A 13,459-nucleotide genomic window follows, 5' to 3' on the forward strand; every position below is an offset into this window, starting at 1 on the left:
GGGGCGTGCTTATGACAGCACCAGAGGCAGTCTTGCCAGTACCTGTATTAATCGTTGAAGATGAATATGTTATTCAGCGCCGTTTAAAAATTATATTAACCAATCTGGGGTATAACGAAGACGTTCTGCTATTTGCCAATACGGTGAAACAAGCATATGCCGTTTTGCAGCAACAGCCGATTACACTGGCCTTAGTAGATTTGGGTTTACCGGATGGAAGTGGGATTTCAATTATTGAAAAAATCCGCGAACAGGACGCACAAGCGTTGATTCTGGTGGTGTCTGCCTGGAGTACCCAAGATAGCCTGTTTAGCGCAATTCAGGCCGGTGCAACCGGTTATGTGCTGAAAGAACGGGATGATGTGGAAGTCGCCTTGGCTATTCGCAGTATTTTGCGTGGCGGTGCACCGATTGATCCCTTTGTTGCCCGTGAAATTTTAAAACAGATTTCTATTCCTGCCATTTCAGCAACAGTAGAGCAGAACAGGCCAGCTGCGGATCAGGAAACGCTCACACAGCGGGAGCAGGAAATCCTGTCCTTGGTTGCGCAAGGTCTGAGTAATCGTGAAATTGCCGAGCAGCTCTGTGTATCACGCTATACCGTCGAAAGTCATATCAAGCATATTTACCGCAAACTCTCGGTCAGTAAACGTACCAAGGCGGTCAGTACCGCACGGCATCTGGGAATTCTGTAATGTCATCTGCCTGTTCCAGAAGTAGCAAACGGCAGCGACTGAAATGGATCGGTGTTTTTGTCCTGTGTAGCTGGCTCTGTCTGTTCTGTAGGATGAGTCAGGCGCAAAGCCATTTTCAGATTAATGATCTTTGTCAGGTGAAGATCGACTATATTCAGAAGGTTCAGGTTCAGGGTGCTACCGAGATGCCGACATCGGGCTGGCAAAGCGTACGTTTGCCGGATAACTGGCAGAATAACTGGAAGAATTATCATGGGGGTGCCTGGTACAAGATTGTCTGGCGTTGGTCATGTCAGGACAACATCCGCCTTGCAGAACCGGTTGCCTTTTCTATTGATTATATTAATTCGGCAGGTGCCGTGTTCCTGAATGGTGACTTGCTTTGGTCTGACCGGAACTTGCAAGAGCCCTTGTCGAAAAGCTGGAATATGCCGCGTTACTGGGTTTTCCCGATTAGCGGTTTGCGTAAAGACAGTAATGAAATCCTGATTTATGTAAATGGCTACAGTTTCCAAAGCGCGGGCCTGGGCAATATTCAGTTTAATAATGTGTTGGTGAATAGCCAGCAGTATTTGGAAAAAATCTGGGATCGCCGTACCGTATTCCAGATCAATATGATTTTCTCTGCCACGATTGGGCTGATCTGTTTGATTATCTGGTTATTCCGGCGTTCAGAAACCACTTTTGGCTGGCTGGCACTCAGTTCACTGTTGTGGATTCTGTTTATTTCCAATGTCTTGACTACAGAAAATTTTCCATTTCACTCCACGATTTCGGCAGCTAAAGCCAATATGCTTTTTTTCATTGCCTATATCCATTGTTTTTGTCTGTATCTGATCCGCTTTGTAAAACAGAAATTTAAGCAGTTGGAGCGAGGATTTATTCTGGTCAGCGTTCTGTCCAGCCTACTGGTGATGATCAGTCCCTTGAATTATCTGGAGCAGGTGCTAGGTGGAGTGTTTATCTTCTATGTATTGCTCTTTGTTAGTTGTACTGTGTATATCAGCTATCAGGCCATCAAAACCCGAAATGGAGAATATCTCTTCCTGACGTTGTGTCTTTGGGGGATTCTGCTGTGTGTAGTCATTGACCTGATCATGTTGAACCAAACCACGGTCAATGAGTTTTCACCTTTATCTCCCTATACCTCACCAATTATTACCTTGTTTGTCGTGCTGATTATGGGCACACGCCTGAATCGTAATGTCAGGAAAATCGAAAAATTTAATACCCAGTTAGAACGTAAAGTCCAGCAGGTCAGTGCTGACCTGAATAAAAGCCTGAGCGATAAACATCAATTGGAGCTGACCAATGTTCGTCTGCAAGAGCGGATTAATCTGTCACATGAACTGCATGACGGGTTGGGAGGGTCTATTGTCCGTTCCATGATTCTGGTGGATCAAAGTAGCGAAACAGTTTCTAAACAGCAGTTTCTTTCCATGCTGAAACTGCTCAGAGATGATCTCAGGCAAATCATTGACAGTGGTTCATCTATTGAAAATAAAGTCCCACAAACGCCGGTACTCTGGATCGCACCGGTACGTTATCGTTTTACCCAGCTGATGGAAGAAATGGGGATTGTAGTTGAATGGTCATTTCCAAAAGTCTGGCAGCGTGAACCGACGGCATTACAGTGTTTGACCTTGATCCGAGTAGTCGAAGAAAGTCTGACCAATATCATTAAGCATAGTCAGGCCAGTCAGGTAAAAGTCAGTCTGGAATATTCCCAGCCACATCAGCTTACTTTAAGCATTCAGGATAATGGCATCGGTTTCGATGCTGACATGGTGCAAAAAAATGGTCTGAGTATTGGAATGCGCAGCATGAAAATGCGGGTTGAGCGCATGGGAGGATTGTTCCAGATTGAATCTGAACAAGGAGATACGCTGATTCGTGTTGTATTAGAGCTGTATCAGCCTTAATTAGTTAGAATTCTAGACTCTAAAAATAAAAAAAGAGGATCATGTGATCCTCTTAAAATTATTGCCTAAATAGAACCGTGGAAAGATTACTTGTCTTCTGGCGGTGGAACCAGCATCAACACGGCTTCATTTAATAATGCAGCAACATCTTCCAGAATTTCTTCATCAGCGAAGTCTTCACCGAATAACAGCGTTTCACCATCTGCAAGCTGTTTGAGTTTTGCGGTAAATGTCTCAGAGATGCACACACCCTCACCATTTGCCCAGAACAGAACGTCGCCGTCCGTTTCAGTATAAAGCAGGCGTGACGCAGGTTCGAGCATCAGGCTATAGCCCTGATCGAGTGCTTCTTCCAGATCACCTGTACCGATTTCTTCTGCTTCAGGCAGGTTTTCAGGATATTTAGGTTCGGACATCAAGCTCATGATGGCATCTTCGAGAACATTGGAATTATGCAGTTGCTGCATGATGTGTTCTTTCAGATATTCCAGCTCATTGCTGCTCACTTCACCGATAGCACCGACTTGATCACGGATGATATCCAGCAATGGGTTACGCAGCGTTTCATTTTCAGAGAATTTATCCCCGACACGATCCATCATGTCACTGATATTTGGCATGCGGAAACCGAATGAATAAGTCAGGCAGTCATCTTCAGCCACGCCGTAATGAGCCAGACCAGGCGGCACATAGAGCAAGTCGCCAGGTGCCAGCACTTCATCAAAGTTCACTTCTATTTCAGGCAATAATTTAAGCGGTTGACCCGGAACAAATGGAGTTTCGGTATCACACATTTGCCCAAGCTGCCAGCGACGATGGCCATAGCCTTGTACCAGAAACACATCATAGAAATCGAAATGCTTGCCGACTGAACCGCCTTGCGGTGCATAAGACACCATGATGTCATCGCGACGCCATTGTGGAATAAACGGGAATTTTTTCCAAAGTGCCGACAGGTCAAATGAATAGTGATCTACGGCCTGAACCAAAAGCGTCCAGAGCTTGGGCATTTTCTGGAAATCTGCTTTGAGCAAAGGTGAAGATTTCACGCTCCATTGATTCGGATCACGATCTTTCTGCTTGATGAGACGGGCAGTGACATGTTCTTCAAGCGCAAGTTCCATCACATCATTGGGTTCAAGCAAACTGGCGATTTCAGGCATTGCATTACGCACCAGTAAAGGTTTCTTTTGCCAGTATTCGCTAAGGAATTGTTCAGCGGTAATACCGCCTAGTACGTCTAAAGGTTGAGACATAGAGTAAAGCCTGAATTTAAAGGGAGAGATTAAGGAACCAAAATTTTTAATTCACGAAGAATATGACAGAGCTTGATCATTGGCATGCCCATCAGCGTGGTCTGATCTTGTCCGATCATTTCTTCAAACAAGCTGATACCGAGGCTTTCACATTTGAAACTGCCTGCACAATGCAAAGGTTGTTCAATTTCGACATAACGCTCGATTTCGACCTGAGACAGTTTGCGGAACTTGACTTTATAGTGTTCAACCAGACTTTGTTCAAAACCGGTCGATAGCTGCTGCACACTGAGCGCAGTACTAAAATAGACAATCTTGTCCGAGTTGGCTTGTAGCTGGCGAATGGCCTTTTCAGTCGTTAACGGTTTACCAATAAAAATATCCGGCGCACCTTCACGCCATGCCACCTGATCTGAGCCGATCACAATCGCTTCTGGATTTTGTTCAGCAATATATCTGGTTTTCTCAAAAGCCAGTCGTTGTGCCAGATCATCTGCGTGATTTTCCCCGCGAGGAGATTCATCAATATCCGGTACCATGGAAATATAATTAATATGCAGACGATCCATCAGCGCTTTGCGGGTTTGACTGGACGATGCCAAGATAATCTGTGCAGAATTCATTAGACAGCATATTCCTCAAGAATATTTAACGGTACATATGCCAGAACAGCTTTGTGACAAGCTTGTAGCTTGATCGGTGGAGCTTGACCCGCTTCATAGGCTTCGACCCAGCGCGTTACGCAGATACACCAGAAATCGCCAGGTTGCAGGCCCGGGAAATCCAGTTCGGGCAAAGGCGTAATCAGGTCATTACCGACTTTTTGAGAAAAATTCAGAAATTCTGAGGTCATTTGCGCGCAAACCGTATGCTGGCCCAGATCGGTGGTCGCAGTATGGCAAAAGCCATTGCGGAAATATCCGGTAATCGGATCGAAGCAACAGCTGGACAAAGGCTCACCTAACACGTTCAAACGGTTAAGATTTGGATCAGGATGTATCGACATAGGGACTGAATCTAAAAGAGGCTTTTTTCTATCATAACAAAACTTTGGCATTCATAATGTTTTCTGCAAAAGATGCTAACCTTTTTCTGCATAATCATTTAAAATCGCCTGGTTTTAATATCTATAAAGTGAGCTCTACATGAACTTTCAGCGTATGACTGACCTCGATTTAGCAGGTAAACGTGTTCTGATCCGTGAAGATTTAAACGTTCCTGTTAAAAATGGTGTGATCACCAGCGATGCGCGTCTTCGTGCAGCATTGCCAACGATTAAAGCAGCACTAGAAAAAGGCGCTGCAGTCATGGTGTATTCTCATCTGGGTCGTCCGGTTGAAGGTGAGCCTAAAGCTGAACAGTCACTTGCTCCTGTAGCGGCTTACTTGACTGAAGCCTTGGGCCAAGAAGTGAAACTGTTTACTGACTATTTAGATGGCGTTGATGTTCAGCCAGGTCAGGTAGTTCTACTGGAAAATTGCCGTTTTAACGTGGGTGAAAAGAAAAATAACCCTGAGCTTGCAGCAAAATATGCAGCGCTGTGTGATATATTTGTAATGGATGCCTTTGGTACAGCGCACCGTGCAGAAGCCTCTACTGAAGGTGTAGCGCGTTTAGCGAAAGTTGCAGCAGCAGGTCCTTTATTGGCAGCTGAACTGGATGCGCTTGGCCGTGCACTGAAAACTCCAGAAAAACCAATGGTGGCGATTGTTGCAGGTTCTAAGGTTTCAACCAAGCTGGACGTTTTGACTTCACTGTCTGATATCTGTGATCAATTGATTGTGGGTGGTGGTATCGCCAATACATTCCTTGCTGCAGCGGGTTATAACGTAGGTAAATCATTGTGTGAAAAAGACCTGATCGATACAGCAAAAGCCATTGCTGCAAAAGTATCAGTTCCACTTCCTACTGACGTTGTGGTTGCAAATGCCTCTGAAATCAACTTTGAAGATTTCCTCGGTTCATTGGCTGCTGCGAAAGCAACGGTGAAAAACGTTGCAGATGTTGCTGACAACGACATGATTCTGGATGTAGGTCCAGAAACTGCAAAAGCATTTGCAGAAATTCTGAAAACCTCTAAAACGATTCTTTGGAATGGCCCAGTCGGCGTATTTGAAGTAGATCAATTCGGTGAAGGTACTAAAACTTTATCTTTAGCGATTGCTGAATCAGAAGGTTTTTCGATTGCGGGCGGTGGTGACACACTTGCTGCGATTGATAAATATGAAGTGACTGACAAAATTGGTTATATCTCGACGGGTGGCGGTGCATTCCTTGAATTCGTTGAAGGTAAAACCCTTCCTGCTGTTGCGGTACTGTTAGAACGTGCTTAATTGTATGTCCTAAGCTAAAAGCTGGCCCAGTGCCAGCTTTTTTTATGTCATTTTTTTGACAGTGAAAACTTACCCTTCATGGCTTCGTCATTAAAATGCAATAAATCTGTCATAAGATGCAGTCATTAAATCACCAAATGACGAGAATACGTGATGAAAAAACAGTTAACTACGGCAGTATTATTAGCAGCATCTATGGCATTGACTGCGTGTGCAAAACAGGAAAGTGCACCAGAAGCTGAAGCAGAAAGCTCGGCAGCAGTAGCGGATCAGGCTGTAACTCCAGAACAGCAAGCTGCCATTGATGCCATTGATCAGCCAATTTTAGATGAAAAAAATACTGATATTCCAGCTGAAGTTGCCAATGCGCCAGCCGATGAAGCGACTGCAGGCGAGTCAGTTGCTGCGACTTCAGAGCCTGTAGCACCTTAATCTGGCTGATGTGACACAAAATCCCTGCAAATGCAGGGATTTTTTTTAAATAGTGTTATTTGTTGCTGAATTGAAACCTTTGAACATGTAGAATATGTGGCATTCACTGGGAGGATATTATGGCTCTTATTTCATTGCGCCAGCTCTTGGATCACGCCGGCGAACATGCTTACGGCGTACCAGCATTTAACGTAAACAACTTAGAACAAATGCGTGCAATTATGCTTGCAGCAGATGCAACCAATTCACCTGTTATCGTACAAGCATCTGCGGGTGCGCGTAAATATGCAGGCGCTCCGTTCTTGCGTCACCTGATTTTGGCTGCAATTGAAGAATGGCCACATATTCCAGTGGTAATGCATCAAGACCACGGTACGAGCCCTGACATTTGTCAACGTTCAATCCAGTTAGGCTTTTCATCAGTGATGATGGATGGTTCACTGGGTGAAGATGGTAAAACACCAACTTCATATGAATATAACGTTGATGTGACTCGTCGTACAGTTCAAATGGCACATGCGTGTGGCGTATCTGTTGAAGGTGAAATCGGTTGTTTGGGTAGCCTTGAAACAGGTATGGCGGGTGAAGAAGATGGCGTAGGCGCAGAAGGCGTACTGGATCATTCTCAACTCCTGACTTCAGTTGAAGAAGCGCGTAGCTTCGTTGCTGATACCAATGTTGATGCGCTTGCAATTGCAGTAGGCACTTCACACGGTGCGTACAAGTTCACGCGTCCACCTACAGGTGATATTCTTGCGATTGACCGCATTAAAGAAATTCATGCAGCACTTCCAAACACGCATCTTGTCATGCACGGTTCAAGCTCTGTGCCACAAGAATGGTTGGCAGTGATTAACCAGTATGGCGGCGACATCAAGGAAACTTACGGTGTTCCGGTTGAACAGCTGGTTGAAGCGATCAAACACGGCGTGCGCAAGATCAACATCGATACTGACTTGCGTTTAGCATCTACCGGTGCAATGCGTCGTATGATGGCAGAAAAACCAAGCGAATTCGATCCACGTAAATTCTTCAGCGCAACTGTAGACGCAATGAAGCAAATCTGTATCGATCGTTACGAAGCTTTTGATACTGCAGGTAATGCAGACAAAATTCGCCCAATTTCTTTAGAGAAAATGGTGTCACACTATAAATAATTCCCAGTGAATCATTTATAAAAAAAGCCCACTGCACATGTGGGCTTTTTTGTAGACCTATAAAGACCAAGAATAAGAGCAGCATATGGAACTGATTTTCGCAGCAGCGCTATGCAGCGTTGCGGTCTCAATATTATTAAAAGTCGCCAAAAATAAGGGCTTGAGTCCGATACACATGATTAGCTGGAACTATATGACAGCCAGTCTCTTGTGTTTCTTCTGGTTTAAGCCTGATATTCAGCATATTTCAATGTCTCAGACGCCTTGGTTGCTTATTCTGGCTCTGGGTATTTTGCTTCCGAGCGTATTTCTGTTTTTGGCCAAGGCTTTGCAAACGGCTGGAATTTTAAAAACCGAAATTGCCCAGCGACTTTCTGTAGTTTTGTCACTGGCTGCAGCCTATTTCATTTTTCAGGAACAGTTTAATCAGCTGAAAATACTTGGGATCGCTTTAGGTATTGGAGCAGTGCTGTGCATCCTGTTTTCACATCGACAAAGTACAGGACAGGGCAGTCAGGGAATGTTGTATCTGGGCTTGGTCTGGGTCGGTTATGCACTGATTGATGTATTGTTGAAATATACAACCAGTCTGGGCCTCCAATTCGCGGTGGCGCTGAATCTAATGTTTGTTTGTGCCCTGATCATTTCGATGGGCTATCTGTTAATCAAATATAAAAGCTTGGGCTCGATGCAGAATATCGGCGCTGGTCTGTTATTGGGTTTCCTGAATTTTGCCAATATTGCTTTCTATGTCAAAGCCCATATGCTGCTTAAGGATTCACCTGCGATCGTCTTTGCTGGCATGAATATTCTGGTGGTGGTATTTGGTGTGATAGCAGGTCTGGTATTCTTTAAAGAACGGCTCAAACCTGCAAGTACTCTAGGATTACTGCTAGGCTTGACTAGTGTGATTTGCCTAGCTTATGCAATGTCTGCTTGACATAAGAAGATGCAAATTCAATCGGATGTCGGAGCAGGTCGCCTGCTTCGGCCAGTCCAAGCAATAAACCGGCCTTTTGGCAGTCTGGACAGTGCGGATAACGATGCTGTTGATCTTTATAGTGCTGGAGATAAATTTTATCGCAATGATGGCATTCAAATTTCAGGGATTTGGATGTAAGGAGCGACATAGATGACCTCTATTGTTATTCTATTAGATGTAAATTAAATAAAGCAAAAAAATAGGCCCGAATTGATATGGAAAGGGGCGCTTGAACCCTTTTATAGCATAAATTCCTTACAGTTTGGTGAAAATATCTTCAGCAGGTAGGCGTGATTTAGGTAGTTTGGCATTGAAATCATTTTCACTGCGATAGCCTAAAGTCAGCAATACAGAGGGGATCAAGCCTTGTTCTGCAAGTTGTAATTCTTCACTAATCATCTCTTCGTCAAAGCCGCCAATTGGTGTGGCATCGACACCTTCAATTCCGGCAGCCAAGAGCATTTGACCGAGTGCAATAAAGGTCTGGTTTTCAGCCCAACGCTGAATATCACCTTTTTCATTACGATAATAATGAATATAACCTGCACGGGTATTTTTCTGACCTTCTTTGGCTGATTCATCTTTAAAACGGCCACTGAGATCATCGCGGTTCAATAAGTTTTCTAGATGCAACTCATTAATATCGGCTTTGGTGCAGAATAAAATGGTATGTGAAGAATCCAGAACTTTGGGTGCATTGTAGGCATAAGTACCAACCAAGGCTTTGGCAATGCGCTGTTTGGCGGCATCATGATCGGCAATAAAAAAATGCCAAGGCTGAATATTGATCGAAGAGGGTGCCAGACGCAAAATTTCTAACAAGCGTTCAAACTGTTCTGCTGGGATTTTCTTGCTAGGATCATAGGCTTTAGTGGTATAGCGGGTCTGTGTGATCTTGAGTAAATCCATCAATGGACTCCAATCTTTTTAAATAAACAGCGAGTAGAAGTTTTAAATATATACATTTTTCACATCCCCTGATTATTACAATAAAAAAGCATCAGGCAAAGCCTGTTTTGAGATGATCTTGAGCTGGATTCAAGCAAAACTTAGAGTTAAATCAGATTAAAATCCAGTTTTTGTCTATTGGCACTTTTAAGCGAGAAGCGTTTAATAAGAGGCATCGCCAGCAACATGCAAATAGGTTAGCGGATGCAAGTGACCAATTACTTTAAACACAAACTGAAAACCCAGCAACAAATCGGCTTATGGATTGGATTGGCAGATGCCTATGGAACCGAGATTGCGGCAAATGCAGGTTATGACTGGCTGCTGATTGATGGTGAGCATGCACCCAGTGATTTGAGAACGACTTTGTCGCAACTGCAAAGTATTGCTGCTTATCCCTCGCAAGCAGTGGTACGACCACCCATTGGTAGCGTACAACTGATCAAGCAACTCCTTGATATCGGTGCACAAACGCTGTTGATTCCGATGGTAGAAACCGTGGAACAGGCCGAACTCATGGTCAGGGCAGTCCGTTATCCGCCTGAAGGAATTCGTGGCGTTGGTGCTGCACTGGCACGTGCCACCCGCTGGAACAGCATTCCAAATTATTATCAGACGGCACATGAAGAAATCTGTTTATTAATCCAGATTGAATCGGTCACAGGACTTGAAAATCTGGATGCTATTCTTCAGATCGACGGGATTGATGGCGTGTTTATTGGCGCCGTTGATCTATCTGCCACTATGGGTTATCAAGGTGATCCGAATCATCCTGAAGTACAAAAAGCTGTAATTGATGCAATCCAGCGGATTCGTTCTGCAGGCAAAGCTGCAGGAATTCTGTCAACCCAGCATGAAGTGACGCAAAAATATATCGAACTTGGCACTGAGTTTGTAGCAGTGGGCGTAGATACCAGTGTTTTGATGAATTCCTTGCGTGATCTATTGGGGAAATATAAAAAGGATATCAATGTGATTAATCCGACTAGCGGTTATTAATCAACAAGAGATTCTGAATGAATAGCTTGCTTAGATTTTTAGTTTATTTTTAACCGGAAATTCTTTAGATGAGCTATTCATTCAGCCATAAGAAAATCATAATGAACCTTCAAGATGCAGAACAATTTTTACAAGAACAGCAGAACATCTTAGAGAACCAACGTCAGCAAAAAACTAGACGAGTGCAACAAGCCTTTTTTATGATTCACGTACTGTTTGTAGCCTTAAATGCTATTCTCTTGATCCTAAATTATCAAAAGACGGGAGAGTGGAACTTGCTGTACCTCGGGCTGAGTTTCATGTCTCTAATATTGATTTTAAGGTATTTAAAGACAGGTTTTGTTTATCAACGGAAATGAAGTAACGTTAAAATGAATTTTAGATCATAAAAATCAAAAGCCTAATAATTAACAAAGCATGAAAAAAGTTCTTAAAAATCCCATTCTATTGTCATTACAATGTAATTTTGCTTTTGCTGGATAAATAGCTTACACTGGTTGCACTTCAAGCAAGTACTGTTCTTGCTTCTATTATTATTTTAAGCTGATTGTGATGTACTTTTTAGTTCAAGTATTTGAACTCAAATAAGATCTACTAACCATAGAACTATTATGTAAACTAGGTTTTTATTAATCTCTCTCCATATAGTCACAAAAAGCTCATATCGTGTGAGTAAATATTTTGATCAAAATCAATGAATGGCATATTGCCACTGCCGCTGATGGCAATGAAATGAACGTGAAACTGGTTCCATTAAAGCGCAAGCAAAATACAATGGACGGTTTTATCTGGGTTGAGGTCGGTAAAATGATTCAATTGCCAACGGGTGAGGAATTTCAGTTCAATCTCGATGGTAAAAGTTTCTATACTGGGGTAAACCAGCTTTATCGTCTGTGTTAAGCAGATCAATATCGTAAAAAGTGGCTGATTAATATCGCCACTTTTTTAGTTTCAGGGTATCAAAACTTTGATCTTCCTGAATTTCCAGAATCTCTGCACTGTCTTCTTTCCAGTCGCCTAGTACAATTCTTCTTTTCTGGGCTAACTGATGAATGGCTGCGCGATGTGTATGACCATGGATCAGTACATCTACATCCTGTAATGCCAGCTCAACTGCATGTGGGTTGACGTCCATCACTTCATAGCTTTTAAACTGTTGTGCCTGATGGCTTTGTTGACGAAAGCGGTTGGCTAGTCTGGTTCGAAATGAGAGAGGGGTTTTTCTTAAGAAGCCAAGTAGCCAGGGATGACGAATAATCTTTTTAAAACGCTGATAGGAGACGTCATCGGTACATAGGGCATCGCCATGTTCCAGGCGAAAATGTGTTCCGGCAATGATTAGCTGATCGATTTCGGGAAGAAGCTGCCCGCCAAATCGAGCTAAAAATTTACTTCCTAAGACAAAATCCCGGTTGCCGGCCTGAAAATAGACTTGATTCCCAGCCTGAGTAAACTGTTTTAATGCAGTGACAATCTCGTCCAGCCACGGAGACGTATAATCATCACCAATCCAGGCATTGAACCAGTCACCCAAAATATACAGTTGGGTATTTTGATCTTGATACTCAGTTAATAAATCTAAAAACCCCCGAACAAGTCGAGGGTGATCAGGTGACAAATGTAAATCTGAGATAAACAGATAGATCACGAATCTTTTCCTTGTTTAATTTAATCCCTCCCGACCTCCCTTTGAAAAAGGGAGGAAAACCTTATTTTGATAAAAGGTGATTCCCTCCTTTATTAAAGGAGGGTTAGGGAGGATTTAAACTTATTCAGAAATGATTTTTGCAGATTCGATTACTACATTTTCTAGAGGAACGTCAGCGTGGTAGCCACGGTTGCCAGTACGTACGTTTTTGATTTCGTTCACAACGTCCATACCTTCAACCACTTTACCAAATACCGCATAACCCCAACCTTGAGCAGTTTTGCCAGAGTGGTTAAGGAATGAGTTGTTTTTCACGTTAATGAAGAACTGAGCAGAAGCAGAGTGCGGTGCCTGAGTACGCGCCATTGCAATCGTACCTTCGTCATTGGTCAAGCCGTTGTCTGCTTCGTTTTCGATTGCATCACGTGTTGCTTTTTCCTTGAAATTTTCATCCATGCCGCCGCCTTGGATCATGAAACCATCAATAACACGGTGGAAAATTACGCCGTCATAAAAACCGTCACGTACGTATTCTAAAAAGTTAGCTACGGTTTTAGGTGCTTTTTCAGCATTGAGTTCTAGAACAATACGACCTTTATTGGTGTTTAATTCGACTTGAGGAAAACTCATTGTGTAATCTCCTGATCATGGACGAGTGCCATGGTTTTTTCTGAATGAGTGAAGCATAAGCAAACTACATTCGACAAGGCAAGTAAAAACATTATTTTCTTTGTTAAAAGCATAAAAATAATACCTTATTTATACGTTGATTTATCAAGGCATTTCAAATGCTGCCAGACAGGGCGTTATATTCCTGACAGGTGCGAATTGAATCATTTTCCAGTTTCGTAAAGCGTTGATATTTTAGTTTTGGGCAGGTTGCCGTATTTTCACTTTTTAAAATGAGTGAATTGAAATCAAATACCCGAGTTAGCGGTTGAGAGATTAATCACCTATAGTAGACCTCTTTCATAAATCATTTTTTGCTCAGTTCCAAGTTGTAGATTCCAGCGATTAAATTGAATCTCAAACCAAGCCTTTTACCTCTATTTCGATAACGCTCAGCAAGGATTTTGAAGGTTTTCAG

At 43.0% G+C, this 13,459-nt stretch carries 15 protein-coding genes and 1 pseudogene; 8 read left to right on the top strand and 8 right to left on the bottom strand.

Annotation, left to right across the window (positions count from 1 at the left end; genetic code table 11):
* The first annotated feature begins 11 nt into the window (after positions 1-11).
* Together FTV42_RS09495 and FTV42_RS09500 are read left to right on the top strand one after the other, a co-directional pair.
* On the top strand, positions 12-695 hold the full coding sequence (locus FTV42_RS09495; protein ID WP_180038588.1) for a response regulator transcription factor: 684 nt from the start codon (positions 12-14) through the stop codon (positions 693-695).
* The gene (locus FTV42_RS09500) at positions 695-2,617 is read left to right on the top strand and encodes a sensor histidine kinase (RefSeq protein WP_180038589.1); all 1,923 of its coding nucleotides are present in this window, start codon (positions 695-697) and stop codon (positions 2,615-2,617) included. Before FTV42_RS09495 ends, FTV42_RS09500 begins: the two co-directional genes overlap by 1 nt.
* A gap of 86 nt (positions 2,618-2,703) precedes the next feature.
* Here the strand turns inward: FTV42_RS09500 and FTV42_RS09505 are convergent, their stop codons facing one another.
* Genes FTV42_RS09505 through FTV42_RS09515 form a run of 3 tightly spaced genes read right to left on the bottom strand, consistent with a single transcriptional unit; the run spans position 2,704 to position 4,879 of the window.
* Positions 2,704-3,873: a cupin domain-containing protein gene (locus FTV42_RS09505; RefSeq protein WP_180038590.1), complete on the bottom strand. Its 1,170-nt coding sequence runs from the start codon at positions 3,871-3,873 to the stop codon at positions 2,704-2,706.
* Positions 3,874-3,902: 29 nt separating this feature from the next.
* Positions 3,903-4,496 carry a nucleoside triphosphate pyrophosphatase gene (locus FTV42_RS09510; protein WP_180038591.1) on the bottom strand — a complete coding sequence of 198 codons (594 nt, stop codon included), beginning with the start codon at positions 4,494-4,496 and terminating at the stop codon, positions 3,903-3,905.
* Entirely contained in the window at positions 4,496-4,879 is a 384-nt protein-coding gene (locus FTV42_RS09515) for a DUF2237 family protein (RefSeq protein WP_004279857.1), read from the bottom strand. The genes FTV42_RS09510 and FTV42_RS09515 overlap by 1 nt, the downstream gene beginning before the upstream one ends.
* A gap of 139 nt (positions 4,880-5,018) precedes the next feature.
* Here FTV42_RS09515 and FTV42_RS09520 point away from each other — a divergent pair, with 139 nt between their 5' ends.
* The 4 genes from FTV42_RS09520 to FTV42_RS09535 all read left to right on the top strand — a co-directional run bounded on the left by FTV42_RS09520 (position 5,019) and on the right by FTV42_RS09535 (position 8,735).
* Positions 5,019-6,206 (top strand): phosphoglycerate kinase, encoded by a 1,188-nt coding sequence (locus tag FTV42_RS09520; RefSeq protein ID WP_180038592.1) that lies wholly within the window; start codon positions 5,019-5,021, stop codon positions 6,204-6,206.
* Between the two features lie 153 nt (positions 6,207-6,359).
* A complete protein-coding gene (locus tag FTV42_RS09525; protein WP_180038593.1) occupies positions 6,360-6,638 on the top strand; it encodes a hypothetical protein in 279 nt (92 codons plus the stop codon).
* Between the two features lie 119 nt (positions 6,639-6,757).
* Positions 6,758-7,795, top strand: coding sequence for a class II fructose-bisphosphate aldolase (gene fba / locus FTV42_RS09530; RefSeq protein WP_180038594.1), 1,038 nt, complete (start codon positions 6,758-6,760; stop codon positions 7,793-7,795).
* A gap of 85 nt (positions 7,796-7,880) precedes the next feature.
* Entirely contained in the window at positions 7,881-8,735 is an 855-nt protein-coding gene (locus tag FTV42_RS09535) for an EamA family transporter (RefSeq protein WP_004729829.1), read from the top strand.
* Here the strand turns inward: FTV42_RS09535 and FTV42_RS17570 are convergent.
* Positions 8,698-8,925 carry a hypothetical protein gene (locus tag FTV42_RS17570; RefSeq protein ID WP_257223439.1) on the bottom strand — a complete coding sequence of 76 codons (228 nt, stop codon included), beginning with the start codon at positions 8,923-8,925 and terminating at the stop codon, positions 8,698-8,700. The two genes, FTV42_RS09535 and FTV42_RS17570, sit on opposite strands and share 38 nt — an antisense overlap.
* Before the next feature lie 107 nt (positions 8,926-9,032).
* A complete protein-coding gene (gene nfsB / locus FTV42_RS09545; RefSeq protein WP_180038596.1) occupies positions 9,033-9,686 on the bottom strand; it encodes an oxygen-insensitive NAD(P)H nitroreductase in 654 nt (217 codons plus the stop codon).
* 243 nt (positions 9,687-9,929) lie between these two features.
* Here nfsB and hpaI point away from each other — a divergent pair, with 243 nt between their 5' ends.
* Together hpaI and FTV42_RS09555 are read left to right on the top strand one after the other, a co-directional pair.
* On the top strand, positions 9,930-10,724 hold the full coding sequence (hpaI, locus tag FTV42_RS09550) for a 4-hydroxy-2-oxoheptanedioate aldolase (RefSeq protein WP_004279848.1): 795 nt from the start codon (positions 9,930-9,932) through the stop codon (positions 10,722-10,724).
* 732 nt (positions 10,725-11,456) lie between these two features.
* Positions 11,457-11,624 carry a transposase gene (locus FTV42_RS09555; protein WP_373683222.1) on the top strand — a complete coding sequence of 56 codons (168 nt, stop codon included), beginning with the start codon at positions 11,457-11,459 and terminating at the stop codon, positions 11,622-11,624.
* A 28-nt stretch (positions 11,625-11,652) separates the two neighbouring features.
* Here FTV42_RS09555 and FTV42_RS09560 read toward each other — a convergent pair whose 3' ends face one another.
* From FTV42_RS09560 to FTV42_RS09570, 3 genes and pseudogenes are all read right to left on the bottom strand, one after another.
* Complete coding sequence (locus FTV42_RS09560) at positions 11,653-12,372, bottom strand: UDP-2,3-diacylglucosamine diphosphatase (protein ID WP_114540753.1); 720 nt, start codon at positions 12,370-12,372, stop codon at positions 11,653-11,655.
* 120 nt (positions 12,373-12,492) lie between these two features.
* Positions 12,493-13,002: a peptidylprolyl isomerase gene (locus tag FTV42_RS09565; protein ID WP_004279844.1), complete on the bottom strand. Its 510-nt coding sequence runs from the start codon at positions 13,000-13,002 to the stop codon at positions 12,493-12,495.
* Positions 13,003-13,348: 346 nt separating this feature from the next.
* A pseudogene (locus FTV42_RS09570) lies at positions 13,349-13,459 on the bottom strand (IS5/IS1182 family transposase); the annotation flags it as partial.

It is taken from the genome of Acinetobacter sp. YH16052 (genome assembly GCF_013417155.1).
Taxonomy (GTDB): Bacteria; Pseudomonadota; Gammaproteobacteria; order Pseudomonadales; family Moraxellaceae; genus Acinetobacter.